Origin of the sequence: Oryzisolibacter sp. LB2S, assembly GCF_040732315.1 — a bacterium.
GTDB lineage: Bacteria > Pseudomonadota > Gammaproteobacteria > Burkholderiales > Burkholderiaceae_C > Alicycliphilus > Alicycliphilus soli.
Map to the genome: position 1 here is coordinate 2,245,913 of NZ_CP160388.1, position 15,555 is coordinate 2,261,467.

At 67.9% G+C, this 15,555-nt stretch carries 14 protein-coding genes; 7 read left to right on the top strand and 7 right to left on the bottom strand.

All coding sequences use genetic code 11. The features are described 5' to 3' along the window. The first annotated feature begins 161 nt into the window (after positions 1-161). The 3 genes from ABUE11_RS10615 (at position 162) to ABUE11_RS10625 (ending at position 3,369) form a co-directional block, all read left to right on the top strand. Positions 162-1,943, top strand: coding sequence for a peptidase M14 (locus tag ABUE11_RS10615; protein ID WP_367065292.1), 1,782 nt, complete (start codon positions 162-164; stop codon positions 1,941-1,943). Positions 1,944-1,982: 39 nt separating this feature from the next. Next, positions 1,983-2,372 carry a fluoride efflux transporter CrcB gene (crcB, locus tag ABUE11_RS10620; RefSeq protein ID WP_367065293.1) on the top strand — a complete coding sequence of 130 codons (390 nt, stop codon included), beginning with the start codon at positions 1,983-1,985 and terminating at the stop codon, positions 2,370-2,372. Positions 2,373-2,505: 133 nt separating this feature from the next. Further along, positions 2,506-3,369, top strand: coding sequence for a TIGR00730 family Rossman fold protein (locus ABUE11_RS10625; RefSeq protein WP_367065294.1), 864 nt, complete (start codon positions 2,506-2,508; stop codon positions 3,367-3,369). Between the two features lie 8 nt (positions 3,370-3,377). Here the strand turns inward: ABUE11_RS10625 and ABUE11_RS10630 are convergent, their stop codons facing one another. The 6 genes from ABUE11_RS10630 to ABUE11_RS10655 form a co-directional block, all read right to left on the bottom strand. After that, positions 3,378-4,556 (bottom strand): MFS transporter, encoded by a 1,179-nt coding sequence (locus ABUE11_RS10630; protein WP_367065295.1) that lies wholly within the window; start codon positions 4,554-4,556, stop codon positions 3,378-3,380. Further along, positions 4,553-6,247 carry a DNA recombination protein RmuC gene (gene rmuC, locus ABUE11_RS10635; RefSeq protein WP_367065296.1) on the bottom strand — a complete coding sequence of 565 codons (1,695 nt, stop codon included), beginning with the start codon at positions 6,245-6,247 and terminating at the stop codon, positions 4,553-4,555. The genes ABUE11_RS10630 and rmuC overlap by 4 nt, the downstream gene beginning before the upstream one ends. Before the next feature lie 61 nt (positions 6,248-6,308). Then, positions 6,309-7,289: a D-glycerate dehydrogenase gene (locus ABUE11_RS10640; protein ID WP_367065297.1), complete on the bottom strand. Its 981-nt coding sequence runs from the start codon at positions 7,287-7,289 to the stop codon at positions 6,309-6,311. Between the two features lie 18 nt (positions 7,290-7,307). Beyond that, entirely contained in the window at positions 7,308-8,723 is a 1,416-nt protein-coding gene (locus ABUE11_RS10645) for a sodium:proton antiporter (RefSeq protein ID WP_367065298.1), read from the bottom strand. Between the two features lie 69 nt (positions 8,724-8,792). Next, positions 8,793-9,992 carry a nicotinate phosphoribosyltransferase gene (gene pncB / locus ABUE11_RS10650; protein ID WP_367065299.1) on the bottom strand — a complete coding sequence of 400 codons (1,200 nt, stop codon included), beginning with the start codon at positions 9,990-9,992 and terminating at the stop codon, positions 8,793-8,795. Between the two features lie 119 nt (positions 9,993-10,111). Continuing rightward, complete coding sequence (locus ABUE11_RS10655; RefSeq protein ID WP_367065300.1) at positions 10,112-10,606, bottom strand: thioesterase family protein; 495 nt, start codon at positions 10,604-10,606, stop codon at positions 10,112-10,114. Positions 10,607-10,829: 223 nt separating this feature from the next. On the opposite strand from ABUE11_RS10655, the gene ABUE11_RS10660 reads away from it, so the two are divergent. From ABUE11_RS10660 to ABUE11_RS10670, 3 genes are all read left to right on the top strand, one after another. Then, the gene (locus tag ABUE11_RS10660) at positions 10,830-11,384 is read left to right on the top strand and encodes a phasin family protein (RefSeq protein ID WP_367065301.1); all 555 of its coding nucleotides are present in this window, start codon (positions 10,830-10,832) and stop codon (positions 11,382-11,384) included. Between the two features lie 240 nt (positions 11,385-11,624). Then, on the top strand, positions 11,625-12,674 hold the full coding sequence (locus tag ABUE11_RS10665; RefSeq protein WP_367065302.1) for an extracellular solute-binding protein: 1,050 nt from the start codon (positions 11,625-11,627) through the stop codon (positions 12,672-12,674). 115 nt (positions 12,675-12,789) lie between these two features. Next, complete coding sequence (locus ABUE11_RS10670; RefSeq protein WP_367065303.1) at positions 12,790-13,548, top strand: 3-hydroxyacyl-CoA dehydrogenase; 759 nt, start codon at positions 12,790-12,792, stop codon at positions 13,546-13,548. A gap of 190 nt (positions 13,549-13,738) precedes the next feature. On the opposite strand, the gene ABUE11_RS10675 is transcribed toward ABUE11_RS10670, so the two are convergent. Next, entirely contained in the window at positions 13,739-14,239 is a 501-nt protein-coding gene (locus ABUE11_RS10675) for an acyl-CoA thioesterase (RefSeq protein ID WP_367065304.1), read from the bottom strand. Between the two features lie 71 nt (positions 14,240-14,310). On the opposite strand from ABUE11_RS10675, the gene ABUE11_RS10680 reads away from it, so the two are divergent. Further along, positions 14,311-15,552, top strand: a complete 1,242-nt coding sequence (locus tag ABUE11_RS10680) for an NAD(P)/FAD-dependent oxidoreductase (RefSeq protein WP_367065305.1) — start codon at positions 14,311-14,313, stop codon at positions 15,550-15,552. The last annotated feature ends 3 nt before the right edge of the window (positions 15,553-15,555 follow it).

Genomic DNA, 15,555 nt, shown 5'->3' on the forward strand with positions numbered 1-15,555 from the left:
CTGTTGAAAATCAAAAAGTAGAGCTGCTCGCGCTTGTCTGGTGCGTGCTAGAGGCCATTTTGGCATTGAATCTACCCGCCATGCAGGCCCGGCCGGGCCGCGCCGCCGCCCCGCAGCATAGCCGCCCATAATCGTCTCTCTCGCCAACTGCAGGGTATGCCATGACCAACGCCAACCAGGGCAGCACGCTGCTCGATCTGCGCATCGAGCGCACGCTGGACCTGTGGGTGCGGCGCTTCTCGCGGCCCGAATGGCGCGGCCGCCATGTCGAGGGCTGGCTGTTCGAGGGCCAGGCCGCGCGCCGCGCCGCCGAGCGGCAGCTGGCCGCGGCCGGCGTGCATGCGCGCCTGCACAGCGCCTACAAGCCGCTGGTGCAGCATTTCATCGACCAGGTGGACTGCGCGCGCCTGCGCTCCGCCCTGGTGCGCTACCCCACGGCGCAGACCGGGCCGGCGCAGCGCTTTCGGCTCGAGGCCTACCCTCTCGCGGCCCTGCTGCCGGGCGACGCGTTGCGGCTCGAGGCGCGCGCCGACGCCCTGCCCCGCTACGACGTCGAGCTGCTGCTGCAGGACGGCACGCGCATCCACCAAGAGATGTGGGCGCCCAACCGCAGCCACCAGGACGTGACCGGCGCGGCCGTGCTCTCGCCCACGGGCTGGCTGCGCGTGGGCACGCAGGCCGGTGCGGCCGACCTGCTCGACCGCGCCGAGACGACCGACTACGAGCAGGCCTTTGCCCAGATCATTCAGACCGTGCGCGACCACCCCTGGCCACGGCAGGAGCCCTACTTCGAGCGCCTGCAGATGCGCGTGGACCTGCCCGGCTACGAACAGCCCATCGCCTGGGCGGATGAGGCGATCAGCACGGCCGAGGCGCTGCACGAGGACCTGTATTTCTCGCTGCTCGAGTTCTTCCAGCAGCACAGCGGCCGCCCCGTGGGCGACCGGCGCCTGCAGCCCGGCCAGATCGTGCCCGATGTGCGCCTGGGCGCGGCCGAGGTGCGCGTGCAGGTCAGCCTGCAGCCCTTTGACGCCACGGCGCAGGATGCGCTGGCCCAGGGACCGGCAGAGGCACTGAATACGCCGCTTGCCGACCTGAGCGCCGCGCCATCGCCCGACGGCATCGCCCACACCCTGAACGCCTGGCCCGGCGAGCGCTTTGGCGCGCGCACGCGCCAGGGCCGCGCCGTGTGGGGGCAATATGTGCGCGGCGCTCAGCAGCCGGTGTTCATCAGCGGCGGCCAGCATGCCAACGAGACCTCGGGCGTGGTGGGGGCGCTGCGCGCGGCCCAGGCGCTGCTTGCGCAGCCGAGCGCGCATTTCGCGCTGATCGCGCTCGAGAACCCCGACGGCTACGCCCTGCACCGCGAACTGTGCCGCCAGCACCCGGGCCACATGCACCACGCGGCGCGCTACACCGCCCTGGGCGACGACGTGGAATGCCGCGACGGCGCCCCGCTGTACGAGCGCGAGGCGCGCCAGCAGGCGCTGGCCCTGTCGGGCGCCCGGCTGCACGTGAACCTGCACGGCTACCCCGCGCACGAGTGGACGCGGCCGCTGTCGGGCTATGTGCCGCGCGGCTTCGAGCAGTGGATGCTGCCCAAGGGCTTCTTCCTCATCCTGCGCCACCACGCCGGCTGGCAGCAGCCGGCGCGCGCCCTGCTAGAGGCCGTGTGCGCGCGCCTGGCCGAGGTGCCGGGCCTGGCCGAGTTCAACGCGCGCCAGCGCGCGCTCTATGAGCGCCACGCCGGCCCCATGCCCTTCGAGGTGCTGCACGGCACGGCCTGCATGCAGGTACAGACCGCGCACGACGCGCCCGTCACGCTGATCAGCGAGTTTCCCGACGAGACGGTGTGCGGCGCGGCCTTTCGCTTCGCCCACGAGGTGCAGATGCACACCGTGCTCGCGGCCGTGCAGGCCTGGCAGGAGATTGCGCCGCGCTGATGGCCGGAGGGTCATGCCCCCCCTGCCTACAATGCCGCGATGCTGCACGCTCTTGCCATCTGCCTCGGCGCCTGTGCCGGCGCCCTGGCGCGCTGGCGGCTGGGCCTGTGGCTCAACACCCAGGGCACGCTGCTGCCCTGGGGGACGCTGGCGGCCAACCTCATCGGCGGCTACCTCATAGGCCTGTGCCTGGGGCTGTTTGACTCCCTGCCGCAGCTCGACCCGGCCTGGCGGCTGCTGCTCGTCACAGGCTTTCTGGGCGCACTGACCACCTTCTCCACCTTCTCGGCCGAGGTGCTGGGCCTGCTGCAGCAGCAGCGCGTGGCGCTGGCGCTCGGCCTGGGCCTGCTGCATGTGGCCGGGTCGCTGTGCCTGACCTGGGCCGGACTGCACAGCTGGGGCCTGCTGCGCGGCGCGGTCAAACTTTGATTATTACTACTTTTTCAATAGCTTCTCGGGCTTAATACACAAGCGCTGGAGGCCTGTTTCCATAGAATCACCGCGTACACTGCGGCAACGCACCGCCGTTCAAGCGGGCGGCCATTTCTCCGATACCTTCATCATGCAAGCGAACACCGACCTCCAAGACAGCCGCCTCGCCAACGCCTGGGCCGAGCTGCACAACTACGCCGTGGCGGGCAACCCGCTGCACCCCGACTCCTACCGCCTGGCGTTCACCGACCCCGAGTTCATGCTGCGCCGCGAGACGCGCGGCATCCGCTTTCAGCTCGAGCTGCTCAAGCCCGATCTGGAGCAGGCCGAGCAAGGCATAGAGCACACCGTGGTGGTCTATGGCAGCGCACGCTTCGTCGCCCCCGAGGACGCGGCCGAGCAGCTGACCCAGGCGCGCGCCAGCGGCGACGCCGAGCGCATCCGGCGCGCCGAGCGCGCCGTGAAGAACGCCTTCTACTACGACCAAGCCCGGCGCTTTGCGCGCCTGGTGGCCGACTACAGCCAGACCCGCCCGGCGGCCGAACGCATCTACATCTGCACGGGCGGCGGCCCCGGCATCATGGAGGCCGCCAACCGCGGCGCCTACGAGGCCGGCGCGCCGACCATAGGCCTGAACATCACGCTGCCGCACGAGCAAAGCGGCAACCGCTACATCACGCCCTCGCTGTCATTCAAGTTCCACTACTTTGCGCTGCGCAAGATGCACTTCATGATGCGCGCCAAGGCCCTGGTGGTATTCCCCGGCGGCTTTGGCACGCTCGACGAGCTGTTCGAGGTGCTGACCCTGGTGCAGACCGGCAAGGCCAAGCCCGCGCCCATCGTGCTGTTCGGCTCAGCCTTCTGGAAGAGCCTGGTCAACTTCGAGGCGCTGGTGGAACAAGGCACGGTCTCCGCCGACGACCTCAAGCTGTTCCACTACACGGACGACCCGGCCGAGGCCTGGGAGATCATCCGCGCGTTTTACGAGCTGTAGTCAGGGGGTCAATGGCGCTGCGCCGCGGCGCCGGCGCCCAGCCGCCACGCCAGGCGCGAGCCCAGGCCCACCACCGCGCCCACGACCCAGAACAGGCCGGCCACGCCCACCAGCGCGCTGGCCGAGCCGAACAGCAGCGGCATCACCACGCTCGAACCATTGATGGCCACGAGGCGCAGGCCCAGCGCCTCGCCATGGCGGTGCGCGGGCGTGATCTGGTGCAGCATGCTCATGATCATGGGCTGCACGGAGCCGAGCGCAAACCCGAGCAGCACCGAGCAGGCGCCCAGCGCCAGTGCGCTGGGCAGCAGCGGATAGACGGCGAACAGCAGCGCCGCGGCCACCATGGCCGCGGTGATCACGGCCGCCTCGCGCAGGTGGTCGGCGATGAGCGGCATGAGCATGCGGATCAGCGTCGCGGCAATGGCAAAGGCGCCCAGGATGGAGCCTATGACCGAGGCCGACAGCCCGCGCTCATAGCCGAGCAGCGGCACGACGAAGGTGTGCACGTCCCAGCAGGAGGACAGCACCCAGTTGACGATGAGCAGGCGGCGAAAGCCCGGCTCGGCGAGCAGGTCCCAGGCGCGCGCAGCGCCGCCGGCCTTGGGCTCCACGGGGGGCAGCTCCTGCGTGCCGCGCACCCACAGCCAGGTGGTCATGGGCAGCAGGGCCAGCAGTGCAAATGCGGCGCGAAAGCCCGTGGTGGCGCCCGCCTGCGCGCCCGCATGGTCTATCAGCAGCCCGGCGCAGAACGGCCCGAGAAAGTTGGACACCGCCGGCCCGATGGCGAGCCAGCTGAACACGCGCTTGAGCTGGCTGGCGTCGTGCGCGGCTCGGCCGACGTGACGCTGCAGCGCAATCATCGCCACGCCGGTGGCCCCGCCCGTGAGCAGGGCCGCCAGACACAGCACCGGGAACACCGGCCAGACGGCCGCAGAGCCGGCGCCCAGCATGGCCGCGGCCACGGCGCGGCGCACCGGGCGCTTGAGGCCATGCCGGTCCGCATAGCGCCCCGCGGGCAGGCCCAGGAACACCTGGGTGAGCGCGAACAGCGCCAGCAGCACGCCCACGGCGGCCGCGCTGTGGCCTTCGCGCAGGGCCAGCAGCGGCGCGGCCATGCGCATGCCGGTCATGGCGGCATGGATGCAGATCTGGCCGAGGATCAGGCGCGCAAAGCCCCAGTTCACTCGCCCTCATCCTCGATGAGCAGCCCGGACACCTGCTCCGCGCCCACGGCACCCGCGCCCGCCTCGGGCGCGGGCAGTTCCTGCACGCCGCGCAGCCGGCGCTGGATGGCGCGCGTGCGCACGTCCACCTGCTCGAACTTCTTGGCCGCCGCGTCGATGGAGCGGCGCGTGGCCTCGACCACGTCGCCGAACTTGGCGAACTCGGTCTTCACCTGGCCGAGCACACCCCAGACCTCGGAGGAGCGCTTCTCGATGGCCAGGGTCTTGAAGCCCATCTGCAGGCTGCTGAGCATGGCCGCGAGGTTGGCCGGGCCGGTGATCATCACGCGGCAGTCGTTCTGCACCGCCTCCACCAGGCCGGGACGGCGCATGACCTCGGCGAACAGGCCCTCGGTGGGCAGGTAGAGCACGGCGAAGTCCGTGGTGTAGGGTGGCGCGACGTACTTGCCGAAGATCTTTTTCGCCTCCAGCTTGATCGAAGCCTCGAAGGCGTTGCCGGCAGCGGCGATCGCCGCCTTGTCGGCCTGCTCCTGGGCATCGACCAGGCGCTGGTAATGCTCGACCGGGTACTTGGAGTCGATCGGCAGCCACACGGGCTGCTCCTCGCTCTTGCCCGGCAGGCGGATGGCGAACTCGACCAGCTCGTCGCTGCCGGGCTGGGTCTTGACGTTCTTCTCGTACTGCGCGGGCGTGAGCACGTTGTCGATGATGGCGCCGAGCTGCATCTCGCCCCAGGTGCCGCGCGTCTTCACGTTGGTCATGACGCGCTTCAAGTCCCCCACGCTGCCGGCCAGGGTTTGCATCTCGCCCAGGCCCTTGTGCACCTGCTCCAGGCGCTCGCTGACGAGCTTGAAGGACTCGCCCAGGCGCTGCTCCAGCGTGGCGTGCAGTTTCTCGTCCACGGTGCGGCGCATCTCCTCGAGCTTGGCCGCGTTGTCGCCCTGGATCGCCGCCAGGCGCTCGTTGAGCGTGCCGCGCAGCGCCTCGGCGTTGTGCTGGCTGCTGGCCACCAGGCCCGTGAGCTGCTGCGACACCGCCTCCTGCAGGCCCGAGAACTGGCTGCGCAGCTGCTGCGTGTTGCCGGCGAGCTGGTCCTTGAGCGCGCCCGACATGGCGGCGAGCTGCCCCAGCACATCGCCCTTGAGCGAATCGAGCGTGCCGCGCGTGGCCTGGGTCAGCGCCTCGAAGCGCTCCTGGATGCGCTGGCCAAACTGCTGCGTGCTCTCGGCCAGGGCCTCGCGCGTGCGCAGGCTGTCGGCCGTGAGCAGCTGCGCGGTCTGCGTGAGCTCGGCGCGAAAGGCCGCGAGCGCCTGCGTCTGCTCGCCCCTTGCCCCGCTGGCGTCGGCGCGCGCCTGCGCCAGCTCCTGCTCCAGGCGCGCATGCAGCGCGCCGAACGCGGCCTGCAGCTCGGTGCGGCTGGTGCGCGACTCCTGCGCGGCCTGGGCCAGGCGTTCATCGATCAGGGCCTGCGTGCCCTGCGTGAAGGCGCGCAGCTGCTGCCCCATGGCATCGAGCGCGCCCTCGTTCTTGGCCACGGCCAGCTGCGTGGCCTGTACGGCGGATTCGAGCGCCTGCAGGCGCGCCGGCCACTCGGGCGGCAGATCCACACGCGGGCGGCGCAGCAGCAGCACGCACAGCAACAGCACGACGAGCGCCAGCAGGGCCAGCGCAACCATCATTTCCAGGGTCATTTGAAACTTCAGTTTTGATAGCTGTCAGCGCCCGTCCATGGGACGCTGGAGCCGATTTTTATCAAGATTTTGCCGGACTGTTCACGGGCGTGAGCGCGCCGCGCCCGTCGAAGAAGGCGATGAGGTTGTCCGCCGCCAGCCGCGCCATGGCCAGGCGCGTGGGCACGGTGGCGCTGGCGATATGCGGCGTGAGCACGACGTTGGGGACTTCGAGCAGCGCCGGGTGCACGGTGGGCTCGCCCTCGAACACGTCCAGCCCCGCGGCGGCGATGCGCCGCTCCTTGAGCGCCTGGGCCAGCGCCGCGTCATCCACGATGCCGCCGCGCGCGATGTTGACCAGCGTGGCCGTGGGCTTCATGCGTGCGAGCTCGGCCGCGCCAATGGCGTGGTGCGACTCGGCCGTGTAGGGCAGCACCAGCACCAGGTGGTCGGCCTGGGCCAGCAGCTCGTCCTTGCTCACGTAGCGCGCCCTGCACTCCTGCTCCAGCGCGGGCGCGAGGCGCGAGCGGTTGTGGTAGATCACCCGCATGCCGAAGCCATGCGCGCCGCGCCTGGCAATGCCCTGGCCTATGCGCCCCATGCCCAGGATGGCCAGGGTGCTGCCATGCACCTCGGCGCCGGCAAACATGTCGTAGCGCCAGCTCTTCCACAGGCCGGCGCGCAGATAGTGCTCTGCCTCGGCCATGCGCCGCGCCGTGGCCATGACGAGGGCAAAGCCGAAGTCGGCCGTGGTTTCGGTGAGCACATCGGGCGTGTTCGTGCCCTGCACGCCCGCGGCCGTCATGGCGTCAACGTCGAAGTTGTTGTAGCCCACGGCCATGTTGGCCACGATCTTCAGGCGCGGGCAGGCCGCGAGCAGCGCGGCGTCCACGCGGTGGCTGCCGGTGGTGAAGGCGCCGTCCTTGTCGGCCAGGCGGCGCGCGAGCTCCTCCTGGCTCCACATCTCGTCGTCGGGGTTGGTCTCGACCTCGAAATGCTGCGACAGCAGGTCGATGATCTCGGGGAACACCTGGCGCGTCACCAGGATGCGGGGCTTGGACATGGCGGTACTCCCGGGCTGTCAGCGCAGCCAGATGAAGGTCATGATGATGAACAGCGGCACGAGGATGCCGAACGACCAGAGCATGTAGCCGAAGAAGCTCGGCATCTTCACGCCGCGGTCCTCGGCAATGGCCTTGACCATGAGGTTGGGCGCATTGCCGATGTAGGTATTGGCGCCCATGAACACCGCGCCGGCCGAGATCGCCGCCAGCGTCGCCGCATGGGTGGTCATCAGCACCGCCGGGTCGCCGCCCGCGGTGTTGAAGAACACCAGATAGGTGGGCGCGTTGTCCAGGAACGAGCTGAGCAGGCCGCTGGCCCAGAAGTACATGGCCGGCTCGGGCGTGCCATCGGGCCGCGTGACGGCGGACACGATGGCGCCGAACGGCCCGTTCACACCGGCCTTGAGCATGGCGATGACCGGAATGATGGTCAGGAAGATGCCCGCGAACAGCTTGGCCACCTCCTGCATCGGGCCCCAGCCGAACTGGTTGTCCGCATGCACCTGGCGCGGCGTGAGCGCGAGCGAGGCCAGCGTCACTGCGATCAGGCCCAGGTCGCGCACCAGTCCGGGCAGGCCCACGGGGGTGCCGGCAATGTCCCATTGCCGCTCGGACTTCCAGACGCCGCTCATCAGCACCAGCGCCACCACGGCCAGCAGCAGCGCGAAGTTGATCTTGCCGTCAAAGCCCAGCGCCTGGGGCTGCGAGTCGGGCGTGGGATCGCGGCGCGACAGCTCCCCGGCCTGGCGGAAAAACCAGCTGTCGAGCACATAGAACAGCACGAGCAGCACGCCCACGAGGAACAGCGTCTCGGGGAAGATGTGGCTCAGGGTCCAGAAGAAGTCCACGCCCTTGAGAAAGCCGAGGAAGAGCGGCGGATCGCCCAGCGGCGTGAGCGAGCCGCCCGCGTTGGAGACGATGAAGATGAAGAACACCACGACATGGGCCACGTGTTTGCGGTTGTCGTTGGCGCGAATCAAGGGGCGGATGAGCAGCATGGACGCGCCCGTCGTGCCCATGAAGCTGGCCAGCACCGCCCCCACGGCCAGGATGCCCACGTTGAGCGCGGGGCTGCCATGCAGGTTGCCGCGAATGTAGATGCCGCCGGCCACCGTGAACAGCGCCGTGAGCAGGATCACGAACGGGATGTATTCGGCCACCAGCGCATGCACAAAGCCCGCCGCCGCCGCGCCCGGCCCATACACAACGGCAAACGGCAGCAGAAAGGCCAGTGCCCAGGCCGCCGCCACCTTGCCGAAATGGTGGTGCCAGAACATCGGCGCCAGCAGCGGAAGCAGCGCGATCGACAGCAGAATGCCCGCGAACGGCACGCCCCAGAGTACCGAGAGCTGGCTGCCATCGATGTCCGCCGCAGCGGCCAGGGCCGGCATCAGCCCGAGGGCGATGAAGGCGGGGGTACGAAAGGGCTTCATGAATGCGGTCACTCCTTGGCTTTTCTCTGGGTTCTTCTTCGGGCCGGCACCGGGCATCGGCGCCAGCCATCAGGTGGGACTGGGAATGTCGAATACCTGGCGCAGATAGGCCAGGTATTTCTCGTCGTCGCACATGTTCTTGCCGGGCGCGTCCGAAAGCTTGGCCACGGGCTGGCCGTTGCAGCGCGTCATCTTGATGACGATCTGCAGCGGCTCGTAGCCCAGGTCGTTGGTCAGGTTCGTGCCGATGCCGAAGGCCAGCTGGCAGCGGCCATGAAAGCGCCGGTACAGCTCGATGATGCGCGGCACGGTGAGCGCGTCGCTGAAGATCAGCGTCTTGGTCAGCGGATCGACGCGCTTGTCGCGGTAATGCTGCAGCAGTCGCTCCCCCCAGGCGAACGGGTCGCCGCTGTCATGGCGCGCGCCGTCGAACAGCTTGCAGAAGTACAGGTCGAAGTCGCGCAGAAAGGCGTTCATGCCGTAGACGTCCGACAGCGCAATACCAAGGTCGCCGCGGTATTCCTTGGCCCACATCTCGAAGCCGAACACCTGGGTGTCGCGCAGCCGCGGCCCGAGCGACTGGCAGGCCTGCAGATACTCGTGCGCCATGGTGCCCAGCGGCGTGAGGCCCAGGTTCATCGCGTAGAGCACATTGCTGGTGCCCGCGAGCTGGCCCGCCCTGCCGTTGTGGCGATCGTCCGTGCCCAGGCGCGTGCACAGCTCGCGCAGCAGCTCCTCGTGCCAGGCACGCGAGAAGCGCCGACGCGTGCCGTAGTCAGCGATCTTCAGGCTCTCCAGTCCATCGCCCTGCAGCTGCGCGATCTTGGCGGCCAGACGCGCCCTGCCCTCGGCCAGGTTCGCCACCTTCTGCCGGTTGCGAAAGTAGACCTCGTTGACGATGGCCAGCACCGGGATCTCGAACAATATGGTGTGCAACCAGGGCCCGGTGATGGTGATGTCGATCTCGCCCGAGGGCAGCGCCGTCACGCGTATGTACTTCTCGTTGAGCCTGAACAGCCCGAGGAAGTCGACGAAATCACTCTTGATGAAGCGCAGCGAGCGCAGGTAGGCCAGCTCGGCCTCCCGGAACTGCAGCGTGCACAGCGCCCGGATCTCGCTGCGGATCTCGTCCACATAGGGTGCAAGCTGCACGCCCGGGTTGCGGCACTTGAAGCGGTACTCGACCTGCGCCCCCGGGAACTGGTGCAGCACGACCTGCATCATGGTGAACTTGTACAGGTCGGTGTCGAGCAGGCTGGTGATGATCATGGATGCGCGCGCCATGGCCGGCGCGGAGGATCGGCGACGGGCCATCGCCGGGGTCTGATGGGCAAATGTCTCGGTGGGGATTCTGGCTCAGCCGGCAATCCCCCAGTCGCCGCGTTGCCCTATGACGCAACGCACAGCGGCGCCAGCACCTCGCGCAGGCGCTGCGGCAGGGCGCATGGACGGCGATCCTCGCGCCCGACATAGACATGGACGAAATGACCGCAGGCCGCGCTCATCTCCTGCCCCTCGGCAAAGATGCCGACCTCGTAGCGCACGCTGCTGCCGCCCAGCCGCGCCACGCGCAGCCCGACATCGATGCGCTGCGGAAACGCCAGCGGCGCAAAGTAGTTGCACTGCGTCTCCACGACGAGCCCGATGGTTGCGCCGCCGTGGATGTCCAGCGCCCCCTGCTCAATCAGATAGGCGTTCACGGCCGTGTCGAACCAGCTGTAGTACACGACGTTGTTCACATGCCCATAGATGTCGTTGTCCATCCAGCGCGTCGAGAGCGTGCGGAACACGCGGTAGGCCTGCCTGGGCAATGGCGCGGGACGATGGCGCGGATCGGCTGCGGCCGAGGCCTGAGACTGAGGGGAATTGCTGTGGGCGCTCATGGGGCGGCCATTGTGCCAGCAGGCGCCAAGAGCATCGCGCCCCGATGCGCCAGTGCCTTTTTTGGGTGTCGGCCCTAAAAATGTTGCAACGCAACAAAAAAGACTTGCATATCGCGCAGACATCCCTAAAATTCGCTCCATGCTGCACTGCAACATGACTCAGGAGTCAGTCAGAGCAGATCTCTTAACCCGCCCTTTCAGGGCATTCAACTGGAGTAATGAAATGACGATGACCCCCGAGCAAATCCTGGCTTCCCACAAGGCTAACGTCGAGACCCTGTTCGGTCTGGGCAACAAGGCCTTCGAAGGCGTGGAAAAGTTCGTTCAACTGAACGTTGCCGCCTCGCGCGCCGCCCTGACCGAGGCCGCCACCCACGCCCAGGCCGTGCTGTCCGTCAAGGACGCACAAGAGCTGCTGGCCCTGCAAGCCGGTCTGTTCCAGCCCATGGTCGAGAAGGCCGCCGCCTACAGCCGTCATGTGTACGAGATCGCCTCGGGCACCGGCGCCGAGTTCAGCAAGGCCTTCGAAGCCCAGGCCGCCGAAGCACAGCGCAACTTCAGCAATCTGGTGGACACCGCCGCCAAGAGCGCTCCTGCCGGTTCCGAAACCACGGTCGCCGTCTTCAAGAGCGCCGTCTCCGCCGCCAACAACGCTTTCGAGTCCGTGCAAAAGGCCGTGAAGCAAGCCAGCGACGTGGCTGAAGCCAACTTCAACGCCGTCACCAGCTCGGCCACCAACGCCGCCAAGACCGTGGACGTTGCCGCCCGCAAGCGTTGATAAGGGTTTTCACCTATAATTGATCCATCGGACTTGTCGTCACTGATGGCAAGTCCCACCAGTTGTCTCCTTGGATCCCTCCGAAACTCCGCGTTTCATGGATCCCTTAGGGCCCAGTCGCAGACTGGGCCTTTTTTTTGCGTCCGCAGGATTCCCCTTGCGCCGCGCCGCACATTTAAGAACGATTCTCGTTTGCCTTATCATCGCCCTGTCGCCTACTTCGAGAAAGATTCGACCCTCATGTCCAAAACCGTGAAATCCCTGCTGGCCATCGGCATCCTGGCAGCCGCAGGCATTGCCAGCGCACAGGAGCAAGTCATCAACCTGTATTCGGCACGCCACTACCCCACGGACGAGGCCCTGTACAGCGGCTTCACCAAGGCCACGGGCATCAAGGTCCAGCGCGTGGACTCCGACGACGCCGGCATCATGGCGCGTCTGAAGGCCGAAGGTTCTGCATCGCCGGCCGACGTGATCCTGCTCGTCGATGCCGCACGCCTGTATCGCGGCGAGGTCGATGGCCTGTTCCTGCCGGTGCGCTCCAAGGTGCTCGAGGACGCGATCCCGGCCAACCTGCGCGCCACGCCCACGGCCGATGGCGGCATTTCGTGGTTCGGCCTGTCCACCCGGGCCCGCGTCATCGTCTACAACAAGGCCCGCGTCAACCGCGAGGACGTGGACACCTACGAGGAACTGGGCGCCCCCAAGAACAAGGAGAAGCTCTGCATCCGCTCCGGCTCGCACCCCTACAACCTGAGCCTGTTCGGCGCCGTCATGGAGCACATGGGCGAGCAGAAGACCGAGCAATGGCTCAAGGGCATGGTCGACAACATGGCCCGCTGGCCCAAGGGCGGTGACACCGATCAGATCAAGGCCGTGGCGGCCGGTGAATGCGACATCGCGGTCAGCAACAGCTACTACCTGGCGCGCCTGATGCGCTCGGACAAGCCCGCCGACAAGGCCGTCGTGGAAAAGGTCGGTGTGGTCTTCCCCAACCAACAGTCCTGGGGCACGCACCTGAACATCGCCGGCGGCGCCGTGGCACGCCACACCAAGCATGAGGCCAACGCCATCAAGTTCCTGGAATACCTGGCCAGCCCCGAGGCACAGAACTACTTTGCCAACGCCAACAATGAGTGGCCCGCGGCCAAGGGCGTCGTGCTCGAGAACCCGGCCCTCACGGCCATGACCGGCGGCAAGCCGTTCAAGAGCGAGACCATTCCCATCGGCGCCGTGGGCGCCAACTCCACCAAGGTGCAGCAGATGCTCGACCGCGTCGGCTTCCGCTGATCCGGCGGCCCTCCCCCTTGCACAACCCGGCCCCGGCCGGGTTTTCTTTTGCGCGACGCGACCCATCGCCGCCATAATTGACGTTTACGTCAACGTTACCCACAGGAGACAGCGAATGGAGATCAAGGGCAAGGTATTCATCGTCACGGGCGGCGCCTCGGGCCTGGGCGAAGGCACGGCGCGCATGCTGGCCGCAGCAGGCGGCAAGGTCGTGATCGCCGACATGCAGGCCGACAAGGGCGAGACACTGGCCAGGGAGATCGGCGGCGCCTTCGTGCGCTGCGACGTGAGCAGCGAGGCCGACGGCCAGGCCGTCGTCGCCCAGGCCCTGTCCATGGGCAAGCTCATGGGCCTCGTCAACTGCGCCGGCATCGCCCCCGCGGAGAAGACCGTGGGCAAAAGCGGCGCCCATGCGCTGGCCAGCTTCAGCAAGACGATTGCCGTGAACCTCGTGGGCACGTTCAACATGATCCGCCTCGCGGCCGAGGCCATGAGCCGCAACGAGCCCGAGGCCACGGGCGAGCGCGGCGTGCTCATCTCCACGGCCAGCGTGGCCGCATACGATGGGCAGATCGGTCAGGCCGCCTATTCGGCATCGAAGGGTGGCGTGGTTGGCATGACTCTGCCGATTGCGCGCGACCTGGCCAAGAGCGGCATCCGCAACATGACCATCGCCCCGGGCATCTTCGGCACCCCTATGCTGTTCGGCATGCCCCAGGAGGTGCAGGACGCGCTGGCCGCCAGCGTCCCCTTCCCCAGCCGCCTGGGCCGCCCCGAGGACTATGCCCGGCTGGTGCGCCACATCTTCGAGAACGACATGCTCAACGGCGAGGTGATCCGCCTCGACGGCGCCATCCGCATGGCACCGAAGTGACGCACGAGCAATAGCCACAAGCGCGGTAATCCCCCCCACAAATCCAGCGTGCTGAGAAGTAGAGACTCTTCGCGCCGGAGGCGCTCGCAAAAAAGTGGTGAAGCCATCTCAGGGAGAGGTAATGCGTGCAAAGGTGGGGAAGCCCTTGCGTTGCTGGAAATCTGGGGGCAAGCGCAGGGACAGGATCCGTTTACGCCCCCGCGCTGGCCTGTGCCGCCTGGCGGATCTGCTCGAAGCGCTCGGCCTGCTCGCGGCGCAGCGACTTGCGCAGCACGGCGGCCTCCCAGCGGCGGCGCTCGTCGTGGCCCTGGGGCGTGTGCGGCGGCACGGGCGTGGGCTTGCCCGCGTCGTCCACCGCCACCATCGAGAAGAAGCAGCTGTTCACATGCCGCACCACCTGGCTGCGGATGTTCTCGGCCACGACCTTGATGCCTATCTCCATCGACGACTTGCCCGTGTGGTTGACGCTGGCCAGAAAGGTGACGAGCTCGCCCACATGGATGGGCTGCAGAAACATCACCTGATCGACGCTGAGCGTCACCACATAGCAGCCCGAGTAGCGGCTGGCGCAGGCATAGGCGACCTGGTCGAGCAGCTTGAGGATGGCGCCGCCGTGGACGTTGCCGGAGAAGTTGGCCATGTCGGGCGACATGAGCACGGTCATGCTGAGTTGGTGCGCGGGCAGGTTCATGCGGAACATTGTAGAAACTGGCAGGCCGCGACGCGGCGACAATGGCGGGCTTTGCCTGCACGCACCGCCCCATGTCCACACCCTTTTTTGACGCCGTCATCATCGGCGCCGGCGCCGCCGGCCTGTTCTGCGCCGCGCGGGCGGGCCAGCGCGGGCTCAAGGTGCTGCTCATAGACCATGCCGACAAGGTGGCGGAGAAGATCCGCATCTCGGGCGGCGGGCGCTGCAACTTCACCAACCGCGACCTCGACGTGCGCGCGCCGCACCGGCACTTCGTGGGGCAGAACCCGCAGTTCTGCCGCTCGGCCCTGTCGCGCTACACGCCGCAGGACTTCATCGCGCTGGTGCAGCGCCACGGCATCGCCTTTCACGAGAAGCACAAGGGCCAACTGTTCGCCGACGATTCGGCCGAGGACATCATCGCCATGCTGCTCGCCGAATGCGCCGACGGCGGCGTGCAGCGCTGGCAGCCCTGCGGCGTGAAGAATGTGGCGTTTTTGGCCTCCAGCGCAGAGCAGGCAATCGCTGGCAGCTATCAAATCGATACCGACCGTGGCCCGGTGCAGGCGCGCAGCCTGGTCATTGCCACGGGCGGCCTGTCCATCCCCAAGATCGGCGCGAGCGACCTGGGCTACCGGCTCGCGCGCCAGTTCGGCCTGCCGCTCGTGGCGCAGCGCCCGGGCCTGGTGCCACTGACCTTCGACGGCGCGGACTGGGCGCCCTATGCGCATCTGGCGGGCCTGGCGCTGCCGGTGGAGATCAGCACCGGCGCGAAGAAGGAGCGCATGGCCTTCCACGAGGATCTGCTGTTCACCCACCGCGGCCTGTCGGGCCCGGCCGTGCTGCAGATCTCGAGCTACTGGCAGGCCGGACAGCCGCTCACCATCAATCTGGCGCCGGGCGTGGACCTGGCCGAGGCGCTGCGCGAGGCCAAGGCACGGTCGAGAAGGCGCATCGCCAACGAGCTCGCCACCCTCGTGCCCAGCCGCCTGGCCGAGGCCTGGGCCAGCACCGATGCCGACTGGCAGCGCCCCATCAACGAGGCCAGCGACAAGGCCCTGGCGCGCCTGGCCGAGCGCCTGGCGCAATGGCAGCTCACGCCCATGGGCACCGAAGGCTACAAGAAGGCCGAGGTCACGCTCGGCGGCGTGGACACGCGCGCGCTGTCGCAGCAGACCATGGAGGCCAAGGCCCAGCCGGGCCTGTACTTCATCGGCGAGGTGGTTGACATCACGGGCTGGCTCGGCGGCTACAACTTCCAGTGGGCCTGGGCCAGCGCCGCGGCCTGCGCCCAGGCGCTGGCGCAGGGTTGAGCC

Bases quoted from the DNA above. Each gene is read 5' to 3' on its own strand.
- ABUE11_RS10615 (WP_367065292.1), top strand. From the start codon at position 162: ATGACCAACGCCAACCAGGGCAGCACGCTGCTCGATCTGCGCATCGAG.
- crcB (WP_367065293.1), top strand. From the start codon at position 1,983: ATGCTGCACGCTCTTGCCATCTGCCTCGGCGCCTGTGCCGGCGCCCTG.
- ABUE11_RS10625 (WP_367065294.1), top strand. From the start codon at position 2,506: ATGCAAGCGAACACCGACCTCCAAGACAGCCGCCTCGCCAACGCCTGG.
- rmuC (WP_367065296.1), bottom strand. From the start codon at position 6,247: ATGACCCTGGAAATGATGGTTGCGCTGGCCCTGCTGGCGCTCGTCGTG.
- ABUE11_RS10640 (WP_367065297.1), bottom strand. From the start codon at position 7,289: ATGTCCAAGCCCCGCATCCTGGTGACGCGCCAGGTGTTCCCCGAGATC.
- ABUE11_RS10645 (WP_367065298.1), bottom strand. From the start codon at position 8,723: ATGAAGCCCTTTCGTACCCCCGCCTTCATCGCCCTCGGGCTGATGCCG.
- pncB (WP_367065299.1), bottom strand. From the start codon at position 9,992: ATGATCATCACCAGCCTGCTCGACACCGACCTGTACAAGTTCACCATG.
- ABUE11_RS10655 (WP_367065300.1), bottom strand. From the start codon at position 10,606: ATGAGCGCCCACAGCAATTCCCCTCAGTCTCAGGCCTCGGCCGCAGCC.
- ABUE11_RS10660 (WP_367065301.1), top strand. From the start codon at position 10,830: ATGACGATGACCCCCGAGCAAATCCTGGCTTCCCACAAGGCTAACGTC.
- ABUE11_RS10665 (WP_367065302.1), top strand. From the start codon at position 11,625: ATGTCCAAAACCGTGAAATCCCTGCTGGCCATCGGCATCCTGGCAGCC.
- ABUE11_RS10670 (WP_367065303.1), top strand. From the start codon at position 12,790: ATGGAGATCAAGGGCAAGGTATTCATCGTCACGGGCGGCGCCTCGGGC.
- ABUE11_RS10675 (WP_367065304.1), bottom strand. From the start codon at position 14,239: ATGAACCTGCCCGCGCACCAACTCAGCATGACCGTGCTCATGTCGCCC.
- ABUE11_RS10680 (WP_367065305.1), top strand. From the start codon at position 14,311: ATGTCCACACCCTTTTTTGACGCCGTCATCATCGGCGCCGGCGCCGCC.